Origin of the sequence: Pontimonas salivibrio (assembly GCF_002950575.1) — a bacterium.
GTDB lineage: Bacteria > Actinomycetota > Actinomycetes > Actinomycetales > Microbacteriaceae > Pontimonas > Pontimonas salivibrio.
Window position 1 is genome coordinate 1,019,594 of record NZ_CP026923.1, and the last position, 15,636, is coordinate 1,035,229.

Genomic DNA, 15,636 nt, shown 5'->3' on the forward strand with positions numbered 1-15,636 from the left:
GAAAAAATCTGGCTGTCGTGTGCTGAACACGAGACATTTTTCGTGGAGTACTTAGCCTCTCGCTCATTTCCGGTGTCATCTCGACCTTTGAGGCAACAATGAGTGTCCTTCGCGTAGCGCTCAGTACCCGCTGGCTGGTGGGGCTCGTGATCACCGTGGTCTTCGCACTCATCACCACGATGTTTGGCCTCTGGCAGTGGGATCGGCGTGGCCAAGCTGTGGCTGAAATGGAGCGAGTGGAAAACAACTATGACCAAGCGCCGGTAGCCATTGATGAGTTGTTAACCGGTGGCGATAGTTTCGACGAGGACCTGAAGTGGCGCCCGGTCATCCTTGAGGGTGAATATCGCTCCGAGGACCAGCTTCTCGTGCGGACAAGGCCTCGAGGTGGCCAGGTGGGCTTCGATGTGGTGGTGCCGTTCGTGACCGAAGGCGGTCAGGCCTATTTGGTGAGCCGTGGTTGGGTGCCAACCGGTGAAGAGCAGGATGGCCCTGACCTGGTCCCTGCCGCCCCCAGTGGTGCCGTTTCTCTTGAGGGCCGGCTGCTGCCCGGTGAGGCCACCATCGACGGTAGAGGCGCACCGGAGGGACAACTAGCCACAATCAACCTGCCGCAAGCGACCAGCGTGACCGGGGTTGAGCTTTATCCACACGCATACGTGGCAATGGCGAGCGAGTCTCCCCCAGTGAGCCCCACTCCCCTGCTCCAGGACAAACCGATGTTGGACGAAGGACCCCACCTGAGCTACACGTTTCAGTGGTACCTCTTTGGGATTTTAGGTTTCATCGCCTGGGGCTACCTCCTTCGGGAGGAGTTGCGCCGGCGCAAGGGAATCACTCGGCCTGAAGCGGCCAGTAAGGCGCGCTCCGATCAGGACTTCGAGGATGCCTTGATGGACCGCGTTGACGCGATGGAGCGACGCTAAAGGTTAAACCCGAGGGCGCGCATCATGTCCCGGCCGTCTTCCGTGATGCGTTCTTGACCCCACGGCGGCATCCACACCCAATTGATGCGGAACCGCTCGGCGACACCATCAATTGCTTTAGAAATCTCTTCTTCAATGACGTCGGTCAACGGACAACCCGCCGATGTGAGGGTCATGCTGATGATGAGTGCGTCTTCTTCATCATCCCAACTGAGGTCATAGATCAGGCCAAGGTCAACAATGTTGACCCCCAGCTCAGGGTCAATGACGTCTTTGAGTGCTTCCTGGACGGAATCAAACTTTTGGTCGTCGAGAGTAATCGTTCCCATTAGTTCACCTCCTGGCTTAGGTAGCGGTCGTAGCCTTCCTCTTCAAGGCGGTCAGCCAATTCGGCGCCGCCTTCTTCCACAATTTTTCCGTCCACAATGACGTGCACGAAATCTGGGCTGATGTAACGCAAGATACGCGTGTAGTGGGTAATCAGCAAGACCCCAAGGCCTGTTTTGTCTTTCGCATCGTTGACGCCTTGGGCGACAATCTTCAACGCATCCACGTCTAGGCCCGAATCGGTTTCGTCGAGTACTGCGAACTTCGGCCCCAAGACCTGCAGCTGCATGATTTCGTGGCGTTTCTTTTCACCACCGGAGAATCCTTCGTTCACGCTGCGCTCGGCGAACCCTGGATCCATTTTGAGCGAATCCATTGCGCGTTTCAGGTCGCCAATCCACTGCCGGAGGGCAGGTGCCTTACCGTCGATGGCCTGTTTCGCCGTGCGAAGGAAGTTCGTCACCGTGACACCGGGAATCTCAACGGGGTACTGCATGGCGAGGAACAAGCCAGCCCTGGCTCGCTCATCAGTCGCCATAGCGAGAACATCTTCACCATCCAAGGTGATTGAACCCGAGGTCACGTCATAGCGCGGGTGCCCAGCAATGGTGTACGCGAGGGTGGACTTTCCGGAGCCGTTCGGGCCCATGATGGCGTGGGTTTGGCCCTCCTCGAGGGTGAGATTCACACCCTTCAGAATTTCTACCGGTCCGGCCTCGGTCTGAATACTGACGTGCAGGTCGGTGATTTTTAGTGTCGACATGACAATCCTTCTGTGTGTTGCGGGAATTAGGCGTCGGCGTTTTCGCCGACGGTAACGGTGGGGTCTATGTAGACCTCACCGTCTTTCACGTTCAATTGGTAGACCGGAACTGGTTCAAAAGCAGGAAAGTTGCGTGGTTTTCCACTGCGCAAATCAAACTGTGAACCGTGCGCCCAGCACTCGAGGGCATCGTCTTCCACGAAACCTTCGCTGAGCGAGATTTCGCCGTGTGAACAGGTATCACCGATCGCGTGAAGGTCACCTGCGGAATCTTTCACCAACGCGATGGGGACACCATCAATGGTCACTTTGAGGGCCGTGCCGGGGGCAACATCCTCGGCTTTACACACCAAAACCTCGCTCACGACTCCTCCTCGGTCTCGCGAATTTTTTGTCTCACCCGTTCCAGCAAACGCTCCACGAGCTCTTCGTCGGAAATCTTCAACACGATTTCTCCCAAAAAGCCCTGCACGACGAGCCGCCTGGCCGCCACTTCGGGAATACCCCGCGACTGCAGGTAAAACAGGTGCTCATCGTCGAAGCGACCAGTGGCACTCGCGTGACCGGCTCCAGCAATATCCCCCGTTTTGATTTCGAGGTTCGGAATCGAATCCGCTCTGGTTCCATCTGAGAGCACCAGGTTGCGGTTTTCTTCGTATGAGTCGGTCCCCGTCGCACCAGCGCCGATGAGAACATCGCCGATCCACACGGTTCTCGCGCCACGGCCATAAAGCGCACCTTTGTAGCTCACCCGGGATTTGGTGTCAGGGCCTTCGTGGTGGACATACACGCGGTGCTCCAAGTGCTGATGCGACTCAGCGAAATACACGCCGAACAGGTCAGCCTCTGAGCCTTGACCGGCCAGGGTAATCGACGGGTTCACGACGACAATGTGCCCGCCCATACTGGCCGCAAAGTGACGCAGCTGGGCATCGCGCCCCACTGTTCCAAAGTGGGGCGAGTAGTGGATCGCGCCCTCGTCCCACTCCTGCAAAGCCACCACTTCGAGCGATGAACCTGCTTCTAGCTGGATCTCCACGTTCTCGGCGAGAAGTGCCTGGCCCTGGGATTCGATGATGACAATTCCGTGGCAGCCTTCCTTCACGTGAATCAGGGTGTGCGCTGCGCGCGGTGCATCACCAAGATCATGTCGGAGAATCCTTGTGGTCTGGCGCTCCGTGGAGGCCACAGTCACTTCTAACACCTGGTCAACCTGCGACCAGGCGTTTGCAGACAAACGATCCTCCGGAAGGCCCACCGCACCGCGAGTGCTCGACGAAGCATCCACGAACTCCACAGTGACACCCTCAGGAGGGGTGCACTCGACCGGGTAGGAACCACCATCCAGGGGCCCCTCAATAAGGGCACCGAGATCTGATACCGGAGTGAGGCGCCATTCGGGCTCCCGCCCAGTGACCGGCGAAAAGTCCGCCGGATCAGCTGAGTGGAAACGCTCGGACCGGGTTTGCACCGGGACGGCTGAGGTCACACGTGTCTGTGACGGATCGAGCGTAACGTTCGACCCGTTCGGTGTCGCTGCGGTCATCTAGCCGACTGACCCTTCCATATTCATTTCGATGAGCTTGTTGAGCTCCAGGGCATACTCCATGGGAAGCTCTCTCGCGATCGGTTCAATGAACCCTCGCACAATCATCGCCATGGCCTCGTCTTCTGGCAAACCGCGTGACTGCAAGTAGAACAGCTGCTCTTCGCTCACTTTTGACACGGTTGCTTCGTGTCCCAACACCACATCGTCCACCCGAATATCAATTGCCGGGTAGGTGTCGGAGCGTGAAATTGTGTCCACGAGGAGGGCGTCACAGCGCACCGTATTGGCCGAGTGGTGGGCATTTTCATCGACCCTCACCTCACCGCGGTAACCCGCACGACCACCGCCACGGGCAATCGACTTCGAGACAATTGACGACGTGGTGTGCGGCGCCATGTGAATCATCTTGGCGCCTGCATCCTGGTGCTGCCCGGGCCCTGCGAACGCGACGGAGAGGGTTTCGCCCTTTGCGTGTTCACCGACCAAGAAGACCGAGGGGTACTTCATGGTGACCTTTGATCCGAGGTTTCCATCAATCCACTCCATGGTCGCCCCTTCGTGCGCGATTGCTCGCTTGGTCACCAAGTTGTAGACGTTGTTCGACCAGTTCTGAATGGTCGTGTAGCGCACTCGGGCGTTTTTCTTGACGATGATTTCCACCACGGCAGAGTGCAACGAATCCGAGGAGTAAATCGGGGCAGTACAACCCTCGATGTAGTGCACGTACGAACCCTCGTCCGCAATGATCAACGTGCGCTCAAACTGGCCCATGTTCTCAGTGTTAATCCGGAAGTAGGCCTGGAGGGGGATCTCCACGTGAACGCCCGGAGGGACGTAAACAAACGATCCACCCGACCACACTGCAGTGTTCAACGCCGCAAACTTGTTGTCACCCGAGGGGATTACCGACCCAAAGTATTCGGTGAAGAAGTCGGGGTGCTCACGAAGGGCAGTGTCGGTGTCAAGGAAGAGAACACCTTGTTCTTCGAGGTCTTCTCGAATCTGGTGGTACACCACTTCCGACTCGTATTGGGCCGCAACACCGGCGACTAGGCGGGAGCGCTCGGCCTCAGGAATGCCGAGACGTTCGTAGGTGTTACGAATTTCTTCGGGGAGGTCTTCCCAGGTTTGCGCTTGGCGCTCAGTGGAGCGCACGAAGTACTTGATCTTGTCGAAATCGATGCCACTAAGGTCAGCCCCAAAATTGGGCATGGGTTTGCGTTCGAAAATTTGCAGAGCCTTGAGGCGCATTTGGCGCATCCAGTCAGGCTCATCTTTCAGGTCGGAAATTTCGGTGACAGTGTCGGGTGAAAGACCGCGTTTCGCGATCGCTCCCGCAGCGTCAGCATCGTGCCAACCGAACTCGTAGTTTCCCAAGCCTTCAAGGTCGGGACGGTCCAAAAGAATGTCGGACATTTTTTCCTCGCTTTCGCTCGTGCAGGGCTCGCACCGAGGGCTATCAGCGATGCTTCGGCCTACTGACCTACACTTCGTGTTCAGACCCTTCAGGGTGACGGCGCCACCTCGAAACGGTGCGAGGCACCATTGCCATAGCGTCCTCAACCTTAGTAGGGACCGCCCCAAAGCAGAAGGGCTTTAGGTGTGAGAAACCTGTGGATGTGGTTACCCGACCGGGTAATTGGGCGCGTTCGGTTCTTTGCGTGGGCCTCATTGGTAAGCCAAATTCTCATCATCGGTACCGGTGGTGCGGTGCGGTTGACCGGGTCCGGTCTTGGTTGCCCGACCTGGCCTCGATGCACCGAAGAATCGTTCGTGAGTACCCCCGAAATGGGTTTTCACGGGATTATCGAGTTTGGTAACCGCCTGCTGACTTTTCTGCTGATCATCATCGCCATTGGCATGTTTCTCATGGTGGTACGGATGCGAAAAGAGCGGCCCGAACTCCTGCGTCTGTCCGTCGCACTGGGTCTTGGTATTCCCGCGCAGGCCGTCCTTGGTGGCATCACCGTTCTGACAAACCTGAACCCCTACGTGGTTGGTTTGCACTACCTGCTCTCCGCGGTCCTGGTGGGACTAGCGGCGTGGTTGCTCTACCGGGTTCGGGTAGGTCCGGCGACAGGGGTTCGCTCGGCATCGCCCCTGCTCGCGGGCCTGTTGCCCGTTCTCCTAGGCGTTTTGGGGGTGTCCATTGTGGTGGGAATCCTGACCACGGGTTCTGGACCGCACGCCGGCGACGGAGGTGCGGCGAGAAACTACCTCGATTCCGAACTGCTCCAACACTTGCACTCCTGGCCGTCGTACGTGGTCTTTGGCCTCACGCTCTTAGCCACTGCACTGGCTTTCCGACGTCATGGCTCCCCCTCACAGATGCGACTGAGGCGCACCCTCGTCGGGCTCACCACCATGACCCTTGTGCAAATCTCTGTGGGTCTTTACCAGGCGCGAAATGGCCTACCGGAGCTTGCTGTCGGCATCCACATGGTGCTTGCTGCGGTGTTGGTGGCGCTGAGCGTCACGGCGATTTTTAGTACCCGGGAAGACCCGGAATTAGCGCCAGCAGCGGGTCCACTCCGACAGCGAGAAACAGCAGCGTCAAATAGCTAATACTCGAGTGGAACACCTTCATCGGTTGTAGATCGGATTCACCGCGAATGGCCCTCGCATAGAGACGGTGGGACTCGATGATGAACCAGGCGCCACCACCGACGGCCGCCAGCCAGTACAGGGGCCCCATGGGGGCGATCGGAATCAGTAGTAGTGACATGACGATGGTCGCCCACGCATACAAAATCACCTGCACACTGACTTCCCTCGGACCGCGAACCACCGCGAGCATCGGCACGCCCACACTGCTGTAATCCTCGCGGTAGCGCATGGACAGCGGCCAGTAGTGTGCCGGGGTCCACAAGAACACCACGATGAAGAGAATCCAGGCTTCGAGTGACAAATCGCCCGTCACTGCCGCCCAACCGATGAGGACCGGGAAGCACCCCGCTATTCCACCCCAAATAATGTTCTGTTCGCTGCGACGCTTCAGCCACAGCGTGTAGACGAACACGTAAAAGAGGATGGCTGCCAGCGACAGTAAGGCTGCGAGAGCGTTTGTCGTCACCCACAGCAGTGCTACTGAGGCGATGCCCAAGCTCCAGGCAAAGACCAACGCCTGCCGGCTACTGATCTCACCGGTCACCAGAGGCCTACTCGACGTGCGGCCCATGTCCTTATCGATATCGCGGTCGATGTAACTGTTAAACGTGTTCGCACTGCCCGCGCTCAAGGCGCCACCTATCAGAGTGAAAGCAAGAAGCCAGAGGCTGGGGATTCCCCGTTCGGCCAGGACCATTACGGGGGCCGTAGTGACTAAAAGCAGCTCGATGACTCTGGGTTTCGTGAGCGCCAGGTAGGCCATGAAACGGTTCCTCGGCGCCGAATCTGAGGAGGAATGGGCGCGAGAGTGGGCGTGATCCAGCGAAGAAGTCATGGTGTAGCTCCATCTTAGATGGCCGGCCTTTCCCGTTCTGAATAGATGCCGAGTCACGCCGATATACTGAAACCACTTCCCCGCGTCTTCGTGTCCTCACAGTCGCCAAAGGGTCGCCGTAGAGGCCCCCGGGGTGTACCCCAGTGTTCGTCAACCTCAAAGGACTGACCCGATGACTTCGGTATTTTCAGATCATGACCGCGCTGCGGTCGACACCGCCCGCCTTCTGGCCGCCGACGCGGTCGAAAAGGTAGGAAATGGCCACCCAGGTACGGCGATGAGCCTCGCGCCGGTGGCCTACCTGCTCTACCAAAAGGTGATGCGGCACGATCCTGCCGATCCGCTGTGGATTGGCCGCGACCGTTTCATTCTCTCGGCAGGCCACTCGTCTTTGACCCAGTACGTCCAGTTATACCTGGGAGGCTTCGGCTTGGAGCTGGATGACCTGAAAGCGCTTCGCACCTGGGGCTCAAAGACACCCGGCCACCCCGAATACGGCCACACCAGTGGCGTGGAAATCACCACCGGCCCCCTCGGCCAAGGGCTCGCTTCAGCGACAGGCTTCGCCTACGCGCAGCGCTTCGAACGGGGCCTGTTTGACCCCGAAACTCCCGATGGCGACTCCCCTTTCGATCACTACACCTACGTGATTGCGAGCGATGGTGACATCCAGGAGGGCATTACCAGTGAGGCGGCGTCTCTCGCCGGACACCAACAACTGGGCCGACTCATTGCGCTCTACGACGCAAACAAGATTTCCATCGAGGACGACACAGATATCGCTTTCACCGAAGATGTTGCTGCCCGTTACCAGGCGTATGGCTGGGATGTCCACGTCGTGGACTTTGGCCCCGTCGATCACTACAACGAAGACGTGGACGCGCTGTTTGGCGCAATTGAGAAAGCGCAGGCGGCAACCGATAAGCCCAGCCTGATTATCGTCAAAACGGTCATCGGTTGGCCCTCACCCCACAAAATGAACACGGGAAAGATTCACGGTGCCGCCATTGGCGCCGGCGAAATCGCCGAGACCAAGACAATCCTTGGCTTTGACCCCACCGAGCACTTCGCCGTCTCAGAGGACGTCATCGCTCACACCCGTTCACTCGCCAAGCGCGCAGCTGCCGACCGGGCCGAATGGACTGAAAAGTTTGAGGCGTGGAAGTCGGCACATCCGGAGCGCGCGGTACTGCTCGCACGTCTCGAAGCAGGTGAACTACCCGACCTAGAGTCGGTGTTGCCAAGCTTTGAGGGCGTGGACGCCATCGCCACCAGGGCCGCCTCGGGCAAAGTGATCAACGCGCTCGCGAAGGTGTTGCCTGAACTGTGGGGTGGCTCGGCAGATCTCGCCGAATCAAACCTCACCACCATCGAGTCAGCGGCGTCTTTTGCCCCCGCAGAACACTCCACCAGCCAATGGAGTGCGGACCCCTATGGCCGGGTGTTGCATTTCGGTATTCGCGAACACGCAATGGCCGCAATTATCAACGGAATCGTCTTGCACGGACCGACCAGGGCCTTTGCGGGAACATTCCTGATCTTCTCCGACTACATGCGTCCCTCAGTGCGGCTCGCCGCGCTCATGGGAATCCCGAGCATTTTTGTGTGGACACACGATTCTGTGGCGCTGGGTGAAGATGGCCCCACCCACCAACCCATTGAACAGCTGTGGAGCCTGCGGGCAATCCCGGGCCTCGATGTTGTTCGTCCTGCCGACGCCCACGAAACAGCCTGGGCGTGGAAGACGATGCTAGAGCGTCGCCAAGGACCAGCAGGTATTGCGCTCACCCGCCAAGGTGTGCCGGTATTTGAGCGCGGTGCTGATTACGCGCCTGCATCCCTCACCGCCAAAGGCGGATACACCCTCGCTGAGGCCAGTAGTGGCAAGCCCGATGTCATTCTGATTGCTACCGGCTCGGAAGTTTCTCTGGCCGTGGAAGCAAAGACCAGTCTCGAATCCGAAGGTATTGCCACTCGCGTCGTGTCGATGCCCTGCGTGGAGTGGTTTGATGCCCAAGACCAGGCTTACCGAGACAGTGTGTTACCCCCCACTGTGAGCGCCAGGGTCTCTGTAGAGGCGGGGATATCGCAAGGATGGCACCGTTTCGTGGGTGACCACGGGCACAGTGTGTCAATTGAACACTTTGGTGCCTCGGCCGACTACAAAACCCTCTACCAAGAATTTGGAATGACGACAGACGCTGTCGTTTCCGCTGCCAAAACCGTGCTGTCACGCACGCAGGCTTAAGACGAAGGAGTAAGACATGAGTGCAACTGCAGAACTGAGCACACTGGGTGTGAGTATTTGGCTGGACGACCTCTCGCGTGAGCGCATCACGTCGGGAAACCTGGCCCAACTGATCGACACACACAACGTGGTCGGCGTCACCACCAACCCGACGATTTTCCAACAGGCAATCAGCAAAGGTGACGCTTACGCCGAACGTATAGCTGCCTTGGGCGATGCTGGCCACAGCACGGAAGACGCGGTCTTCGCCTTGATGGTCGATGATGTGCGAGATGCCTGCGATATTTTCGTGCCTCAATTTGAGGCCAGTGCGGGGGTCGATGGGCGGGTGTCCATTGAAGTCTCCCCCGTTCTCGCCCACGACACACAGGCAACGATCGAACAGGCAACCGTCCTCGCAGAGAGTGTGGGCCGGGCCAATGTGTTGATCAAGATTCCGGCAACCAAGGCCGGTCTCCCCGCGATTACGGAAACTCTTGCCAGGGGAATCAGCGTCAACGTCACGTTGATTTTCTCGCTGGAGCGCTACCGCGAAGTGGTCGATGCTTATCTTGCCGGTGTGGAACAGGCCGCCGAGCGGGGCGTCGATATTTCCACCCTGCATTCCGTGGCGTCTTTCTTTGTGTCCCGGGTGGACACTGCCATTGACCAGCAACTAGACGCGAATGGTTCCCCTGAAGCCAAAGACCTTCGGTCCAAGGCGGGCATCGCCAACGCTCGCCTTGCCTACGAAGCATTCGAAGAGCTTTTTCACAGCGATCGCGCAAAAAAACTGCTCGCCGATGGCGCCAACGTTCAGCGCCCATTGTGGGCATCGACAGGTGTGAAAGACCCTGCCTTGCCCCCCACCCTGTACGTCACTGAGTTGGCTGCACCCCACACGGTGAATACCATGCCGGAAAAAACACTCGAGGCAACGGGAGAACTCCACTCAATTGAGGGGGACCGGGTGTCGGCCTTCTACGCAGAGGCGCACAGCGTGATGGACGCTCTGGCCGATTTGGGTATTTCTTACGCTGAGGTGACCCAAGCGCTGGAGGATGAAGGCGTCTCGAAATTCATCGACAGCTGGCACGAGTTACTAGAAACGGTCGAGAAGGCGTTGGGTGCTACTCGATGACGCTTCGGGTTCACCTCGAGTCCTCTTTTCGAAGCTCGCTCGGCGACGCCGTGGGCACCCTGGTGTCGAAAAACGTACCCTCGCGGCTTGCAGCCGGTGATGCGACTTTGTGGGGGGTGGATGCCGAACCTGAAGCATCAATCCGTGTGGGTTGGGTCGCTGACCCTTCCCTGATGCGCCCACTAGTTGACGACGTAGAAGAGCTTCGTCGGGCTTTTGCTGCCGAGGGAGTAACCCGGTTTGTCCTTTGCGGTATGGGGGGGTCTTCGCTGGCGCCAGAAGTGATGGCGTCCTCTGCGGGAGTGCAGTTAGAGATTGTGGACTCCACTCATCCCGATCACGTCACTCAGGCACTCTCTGGAGATTTGCGGTCCACCGCAGTGATTGTGTCCTCGAAATCAGGAACAACCGTAGAGACCGCGGCGGCAAGAGCGGCTTTTGCAGAAGCGTTCCAAGGTGTGGGAATCGATCCCACGAGTCGGATTCTGATTGTGACGGACCCGGATTCTCCGCTTCACAAAGAAGCGGCGGGAAATGGCCACCGGGTCTTTACCGCGGACCCACATGTGGGTGGCCGTTTTTCTGCGCTGACCGCTTTTGGGCTGGTGCCCGCCACTCTTGCCGGTGTGGACACTGCTGCCCTTCTAAGCGACGCCCACAACGCCTGGAGTGCATTGCGGCAGGACAGTGAGGAAAACCCGGCGGTGCTGTTGGCTGCCTCGTTGTCGACGCCATCGCGCGATATTGCCGTGCTGACACCCAGCGAAAGTCTGCCTGGCCTTGGGGACTGGATTGAGCAACTGGTGGCGGAATCAACGGGTAAAGACGGGATTGGGGTGCTTCCTGTTGCCACCTCCAGCGCTACTCCCCCAGAGGCCACGAACGCACTCGACGATGTCGTCATCGTTGATCTTTCAGGTGACAGGCAAGACGTGTCCCACGTCAGCATTGAGGCCACACTGGGTGGATCTTTCCTGTTGTGGGAATACGCCACGGCATATGCGGGGGTCCTCCTTGGCGTGAATCCATTCGACCAACCCGACGTGGAGAGCGCCAAAACGGCCACGAGAAGCCTTCTGGAGGCCATGCCAAGCCGACAGGACCCGTCGGAAGTATCAGAGAAATACACACTGTGGGCCCCCGATGATTCGACCACTCTGGCGGATTCCTGGTCTTATCTTCACGCGCAGCTGGGAGATTCGGGGTACCTGGCGCTCCAGGTGTACGGGAACCGTCTTGAGCTCAGTGATTTTGTCCAAGTGCGAGAACACTTGGCGGCAGCAACGGGACGCCCCGTGACACTGGGCTTTGGTCCCAGGTTTCTTCACTCCACCGGTCAGTTTCACAAAGGGGGCACTCCCGACGGGGTGTTCCTGCAACTTGAAATTGAACCTCGAAGGGGTCGGGACATACCGGGGTTTCCCTACAGCTTTGCCACCTTGATTGATGCGCAAAGCTGGGGTGATCGTCAGGTACTGACAGAGCGCGGCCGGCCTGTGTTGACCCTGCGTGTCGATTCAGCAGAAACCGCCCGCACACTCCTGTCCACCCTCAAGGAGTCTGCGTGAGGTACAACCCGTTACGGGACCCCGCGGATCGACGCCTCGCACGTCTGGCTGGCCCCAGCGCGCTCGTCATTTTTGGTGTGACGGGAGATTTAGCGAGGAAGAAGTTAATCCCCGCCATTTACGACCTGGCTGCGGGTGGGCTTTTGCACCCCGGCTTTTCGGTAGTGGGCTACGGCAGAAGGCCATGGTCGGATGAACAGTTCCAGGAAGAGGTCGCCCAATCGGTGCACTCCCACGCCCGGGAAGCGTTTGACGAGCGGGTCTTTGAGCGGCTCCGAGCGGGATTGCGTTTTGTGGAAGGCAGCTTTAGCGAGCCTGAAGGCTTTAGCACCCTGGCCACTGTGTTGAATGAGCTGGCCCACACCCGTGGCACTGGCCACAACCACGCGTACTATCTGTCGATCCCGCCCGGACAATTTCCGGTTGTGACCCAACGGTTGGAAGAGGCCGGACTGGCTGAGGATGCGGGTGGCGCCTGGCGCAGGGTGATTGTCGAAAAACCTTTTGGTAGCGATGAAAAGACGGCGGCAGAGCTCAACCTGGCGCTTGAAAGGGTATTTAAACCCGAATCGGTCTTCCGTATCGACCACTATCTGGGCAAAGAAACGGTGCAAAACCTGCTCGCGCTGCGTTTCGCCAATTCGATGTATGAGCCCATCTGGAATGCCCACTACGTCGACCATGTGCAAATCACCATGGCGGAAGAAATCGGCGTCGGATCTCGAGCTGGCTACTACGACGGGATTGGTGCCGCGAGAGATGTGATCCAAAATCACCTCCTGCAGTTACTGGCCCTCACCGCGATGGAGGAACCTGGAACCCTCGGGGCTGATGATGTGCGGGTAGAAAAAGAGAAAGTCTTGGCTGCGGTCGCGCCAATAGCCCACCCGCCCAGTTCTTCCGCCAGAGGGCAATACCTGGGCGGGTGGCAGGGCGGTGCAGCGGTTGCGGGATATTTGGATGAAGACGGCATTGACCACAGCTCGAGAACCGAAACCTATGCAGCCCTTCGCCTAGAGGTGAACACCCGCCGCTGGCAGGGTGTCCCGTTTTACTTACGCACCGGAAAGCGTTTAGGACGCCGGGTGACCGAAGTCGCGGTGGTCTTTAAAGACTCCCCCGGGCATTTGTTCCCCGAAATTGCCCACGGCGAAGTGGGTCAAAACGCACTAGTAATCAGGGTCCAGCCCGACGAGGGCGTCACGATGCGCTTCGCCTCTAAAGTTCCTGGCCCCGACATGCAAGTGCGAAACGTCACGATGGACTTTGGCTACGGCCATGCCTTCACCGAAACCTCCCCCGAAGCGTACGAGCGGCTCATTTTGGATGTCCTGCGAGGCGACGCGCCACTATTTCCGCGCCAGAGGGAAGTTGAGCTGTCCTGGCACATTCTTGATCCGGTTCTCGCCCATTGGGAAGAACAGGGCACCCCGGAGGGATACCTTCCAGGGACGTGGGGTCCCGCATCTGCTGACCAACTGCTGCTTCGAGACAACAGAGTCTGGAGGCGGCCATGATTATCGACCTTCCTAACACCACCGTGGCTGATGTGAATAAACGTCTGGTGAGCGCGCGTGAAGAGGGTGGTGCGGTGGCGTTAGGCCGCGTGCTCACCTTCCTCATTTACACCCCCCACGACGGCGAAGAACAAGCCATTGCTGCAGCCAATGAGGCCAGTAGTGAGCACCCCATGCGCATTGTGGTGGTCACTGAGCCGGAAGCACACTCTGTGGCACCGGGCCTTTCTGCGCAGCTGCGCCTCGGTGGCGATGCGGGGGCAAGTGAGGTCGTGGTGCTTCGCCCTGAGGGTCCCAGTGCGAACTCCCTGCCCGGTCTAGTCAATGGACTGTTGCTGCCCGATACCCCGGTAGTGACGTGGTGGCCCAGTCACTGTCCGGACTGTATGGCAGAAACGTCGCTCGGGCAGATTTCTCAACGGAGGATTCTCGATTCGCAATCTCTCGGTCAAGGCATTGTCGGTTTAGGCCGTATAGCGAGTGGTTACCGGCCAGGTGACACCGACCTCGCCTGGGGGCGGATCACTGGCTGGCGGACGCAGCTTGCCGCCACTCTGGACTACTTAGAGATCGACACAATCCATGCGGCCACTGTCGCAGGCGTTGCGGACAACCCCTCAGTGGCACTCCTCGCGGGCTGGCTGGCTGTGTCGCTAGGACAACCCGTCACGTTAGATCCCAGTGCTCCTGAGGGAATTGGCGGCGTCTATTCCGTGCAGCTGGACACCAGCGAGGGTGATATTTCCCTTGTGCGCACCGACGATCAAACTGTCCTGCTTCGCGTACCGGGCCAACCCGATTTTCCTCTACTGCTTCCACGCCGTGGACTGTCGACGCTAGTTGCCGAAGAGCTCCGTCGACTCGCTCCCGACACCATTTATGGCCGGGTGCTTGCTGAGGGTATTCCAATGCTGAAGGTGATCGGTCAGTAGAGTTATCAGATGTCCTTTGGCCGATGTGGATCATGTCATGACTGATAAGCGGGTAGTAATCGCCCCCAGCACCACCGACCTCGCAGCTCTGGTCGCCGACAAATTCGTGGTGCGTGCGAGAAAGACTCTCGATCGAACCGGATCCTTTCGAGTGGTTCTCACTGGCGGGGGCTTGGGCACAGAAGTGTTGCAGGCTATTTCGAAACACCCAAAGGTGCACCAGCTGAACTGGTCCGGGGTGACGGTGTTTTGGGGTGATGAGCGCTTTGTTGAGGCTTCACACGGGGACCGAAACGACCTAGCAGCGCAAAGGGCTCTCCTCGGTGGTGTGGGACTGAGTGACGAGCAGCTCGTGCGGTTTCCGAGCTCCGATGGTGGCCTCGACCTGGAGGCCGCCGCCACACAGGCGAGAGCTGCCATGTTGGAACACGGCCAAGAGGGCCAGTGGCCACACTTTGACCTCGCCTTTGCCGGGATGGGCCCCGATGGGCACGTGCTCAGTGTGTTCCCTGGCTCGTCGCAGGCAATTGCGACAGCGCCAGACGTTCAGGCGGTCTGGGATTCTCCCAAACCCCCGCCTCTTCGGTTAACGATGACCATTCCTCTGCTGAATCGAGCTGACCGGGTGTGGATTGTGGTCTCAGGAGCCAATAAGGCTGCCGCGTTGGGCCTTGCCTTGGCGGAAGCATCCGTCGCCGAGGTTCCTGCATCGGGTCTGCGCGGGGTGCGATCAACCAAAATTTTTACCGACGCCGAACTTGCCGGTCTACTCCCGGAAGAATTAGTGCGCAGCGATACGTTCTGGAGCGCAGAAGATGAACGCGCCGACTACGTCCCGAAAGCTCTTCGCTGACGGGGTGCCCGCTTGAGCCTTAGGCTCGACCCTTTTTCTGTCGGAGCTTGTCGAGCGCTTCGTCGAGGATTGAGACCGCTTCCTTCTCCGTGCGACGCTCTTTCACGTAAGCGAGGTGGGTCTTGTAGGGCTCGTTGATCGCAACCTCGGGAGGGTTTTCCTTGTCGCGCCCAGCCGGAAGGCCTGAGTGTGGGGAATCAATAATCTCTGGAATTTCTTCGGGGTCAACCTGGGCGGAAAAGTACCGAACGGTTTCATTACCCATCGCATCCCAGTAGGAAACCGCAATTCGATCGGCAAGAATTCCCCGATCCTGTTCGCCCATCGGGCCAGAGCCCACTCGGGTCCCACGAATCGCGCTACCGCCTGAAGCCATGGCTAATTCCTCCCA

The 15,636-nt window shown here is 58.7% G+C and carries 15 protein-coding genes; 8 read left to right on the forward strand and 7 right to left on the reverse strand.

Annotation, left to right across the window (positions count from 1 at the left end; genetic code table 11):
* Nucleotides 1-98 precede the first annotated feature (98 nt).
* Complete coding sequence (locus C3B54_RS05145; RefSeq protein WP_104913543.1) at nucleotides 99-926, forward strand: SURF1 family cytochrome oxidase biogenesis protein; 828 nt, start codon at nucleotides 99-101, stop codon at nucleotides 924-926.
* Here C3B54_RS05145 and C3B54_RS05150 read toward each other — a convergent pair.
* The 5 genes from C3B54_RS05150 to sufB are packed head-to-tail and all read right to left on the reverse strand — an operon-like array spanning nucleotide 923 to nucleotide 4,981.
* Nucleotides 923-1,255 carry a metal-sulfur cluster assembly factor gene (locus tag C3B54_RS05150; RefSeq protein WP_104913544.1) on the reverse strand — a complete coding sequence of 111 codons (333 nt, stop codon included), beginning with the start codon at nucleotides 1,253-1,255 and terminating at the stop codon, nucleotides 923-925. The genes C3B54_RS05145 and C3B54_RS05150 overlap by 4 nt on opposite strands.
* The gene (sufC, locus tag C3B54_RS05155) at nucleotides 1,255-2,016 is read right to left on the reverse strand and encodes a Fe-S cluster assembly ATPase SufC (protein WP_104913545.1); all 762 of its coding nucleotides are present in this window, start codon (nucleotides 2,014-2,016) and stop codon (nucleotides 1,255-1,257) included. The genes C3B54_RS05150 and sufC overlap by 1 nt, the downstream gene beginning before the upstream one ends.
* A 26-nt stretch (nucleotides 2,017-2,042) precedes the next feature.
* On the reverse strand, nucleotides 2,043-2,381 hold the full coding sequence (locus C3B54_RS05160) for a non-heme iron oxygenase ferredoxin subunit (protein ID WP_104913546.1): 339 nt from the start codon (nucleotides 2,379-2,381) through the stop codon (nucleotides 2,043-2,045).
* Entirely contained in the window at nucleotides 2,378-3,505 is a 1,128-nt protein-coding gene (gene sufD / locus C3B54_RS05165; protein ID WP_158665550.1) for a Fe-S cluster assembly protein SufD, read from the reverse strand. Before sufD ends, C3B54_RS05160 begins: the two co-directional genes overlap by 4 nt.
* Nucleotides 3,506-3,562: 57 nt before the next feature.
* Complete coding sequence (gene sufB, locus C3B54_RS05170; protein ID WP_104913548.1) at nucleotides 3,563-4,981, reverse strand: Fe-S cluster assembly protein SufB; 1,419 nt, start codon at nucleotides 4,979-4,981, stop codon at nucleotides 3,563-3,565.
* 186 nt (nucleotides 4,982-5,167) lie between these two features.
* Here sufB and C3B54_RS05175 point away from each other — a divergent pair, with 186 nt between their 5' ends.
* Entirely contained in the window at nucleotides 5,168-6,130 is a 963-nt protein-coding gene (locus C3B54_RS05175) for a COX15/CtaA family protein (protein WP_104913549.1), read from the forward strand.
* On the opposite strand, the gene C3B54_RS05180 is transcribed toward C3B54_RS05175, so the two are convergent.
* A complete protein-coding gene (locus C3B54_RS05180) occupies nucleotides 6,051-6,935 on the reverse strand; it encodes a heme o synthase (RefSeq protein WP_245868011.1) in 885 nt (294 codons plus the stop codon). The two genes, C3B54_RS05175 and C3B54_RS05180, sit on opposite strands and share 80 nt — an antisense overlap.
* Before the next feature lie 244 nt (nucleotides 6,936-7,179).
* Between C3B54_RS05180 and tkt the strand changes: the two genes are divergently transcribed.
* From tkt to pgl, 6 genes are read left to right on the forward strand one after another with little or no spacing between them, the layout of a single operon-like run.
* Entirely contained in the window at nucleotides 7,180-9,255 is a 2,076-nt protein-coding gene (gene tkt, locus C3B54_RS05185; protein WP_104913551.1) for a transketolase, read from the forward strand.
* A 16-nt stretch (nucleotides 9,256-9,271) separates the two neighbouring features.
* Nucleotides 9,272-10,375: a transaldolase gene (gene tal / locus C3B54_RS05190; RefSeq protein WP_104913552.1), complete on the forward strand. Its 1,104-nt coding sequence runs from the start codon at nucleotides 9,272-9,274 to the stop codon at nucleotides 10,373-10,375.
* Entirely contained in the window at nucleotides 10,372-11,943 is a 1,572-nt protein-coding gene (locus tag C3B54_RS05195) for a glucose-6-phosphate isomerase (protein WP_104913553.1), read from the forward strand. Before tal ends, C3B54_RS05195 begins: the two co-directional genes overlap by 4 nt.
* A complete protein-coding gene (zwf, locus tag C3B54_RS05200; protein WP_104913554.1) occupies nucleotides 11,940-13,460 on the forward strand; it encodes a glucose-6-phosphate dehydrogenase in 1,521 nt (506 codons plus the stop codon). Before C3B54_RS05195 ends, zwf begins: the two co-directional genes overlap by 4 nt.
* A complete protein-coding gene (locus C3B54_RS05205) occupies nucleotides 13,457-14,392 on the forward strand; it encodes a glucose-6-phosphate dehydrogenase assembly protein OpcA (protein ID WP_104913555.1) in 936 nt (311 codons plus the stop codon). The genes zwf and C3B54_RS05205 overlap by 4 nt, the downstream gene beginning before the upstream one ends.
* A 37-nt stretch (nucleotides 14,393-14,429) precedes the next feature.
* Entirely contained in the window at nucleotides 14,430-15,245 is an 816-nt protein-coding gene (gene pgl / locus C3B54_RS05210) for a 6-phosphogluconolactonase (protein WP_104913556.1), read from the forward strand.
* A gap of 19 nt (nucleotides 15,246-15,264) precedes the next feature.
* Here pgl and C3B54_RS05215 read toward each other — a convergent pair whose 3' ends face one another.
* On the reverse strand, nucleotides 15,265-15,621 hold the full coding sequence (locus tag C3B54_RS05215) for an RNA polymerase-binding protein RbpA (RefSeq protein WP_104913557.1): 357 nt from the start codon (nucleotides 15,619-15,621) through the stop codon (nucleotides 15,265-15,267).
* Nucleotides 15,622-15,636 lie beyond the last annotated feature (15 nt).